This window comes from Shewanella xiamenensis (assembly GCF_014647135.1).
GTDB lineage: Bacteria > Pseudomonadota > Gammaproteobacteria > Enterobacterales > Shewanellaceae > Shewanella > Shewanella xiamenensis.
This window is the reverse complement of sequence record NZ_BMOP01000065.1, coordinates 1-539: the sequence shown is the minus strand read 5'-3', so window position 1 is coordinate 539 and position 539 is coordinate 1. Positions and strand designations below refer to the sequence as shown.

1 protein-coding gene is annotated in these 539 nt (G+C 44.9%); it reads left to right on the top strand.

Features of this window, described 5'->3' with window-relative positions; translation table 11 throughout:
- Window positions 1-495 (top strand): EF-Tu C-terminal domain-related protein (locus IEY09_RS20155; RefSeq protein ID WP_241407289.1); only part of this gene is annotated, 495 nt, incomplete at its 5' end.
- Window positions 496-539: the final 44 nt, after the last annotated feature.

Genomic DNA, 539 nt, shown 5'->3' with positions numbered 1-539 from the left:
CGTGTAGAGCGTGGTATCGTTAAAGTGGGCGACGAAGTAGAAATCGTTGGTATCCGCACGACTTCTAAAACAACTTGTACTGGCGTAGAAATGTTCCGTAAGCTGCTTGACGAAGGTCGTGCAGGTGAGAACTGTGGTATTTTATTACGTGGTACTAAGCGTGATGACGTAGAACGTGGTCAAGTATTATCTAAGCCAGGTTCAATCAACCCACACACTACTTTTGAATCAGAAGTTTACGTTCTGTCAAAAGAAGAAGGTGGTCGTCACACTCCATTCTTCAAAGGCTACCGTCCACAGTTCTACTTCCGTACAACTGACGTAACCGGTACTATTGAACTGCCAGAAGGCGTAGAGATGGTAATGCCTGGTGACAACATCAAGATGGTTGTTACGCTGATTTGCCCAATCGCGATGGACGAAGGTTTACGCTTCGCAATTCGTGAAGGTGGCCGTACAGTAGGCGCTGGTGTTGTAGCTAAGATCATTGCTTAATAGCAATTGTGATTAGAAAAAAGGAAGCTTAGGCTTCCTTTTTT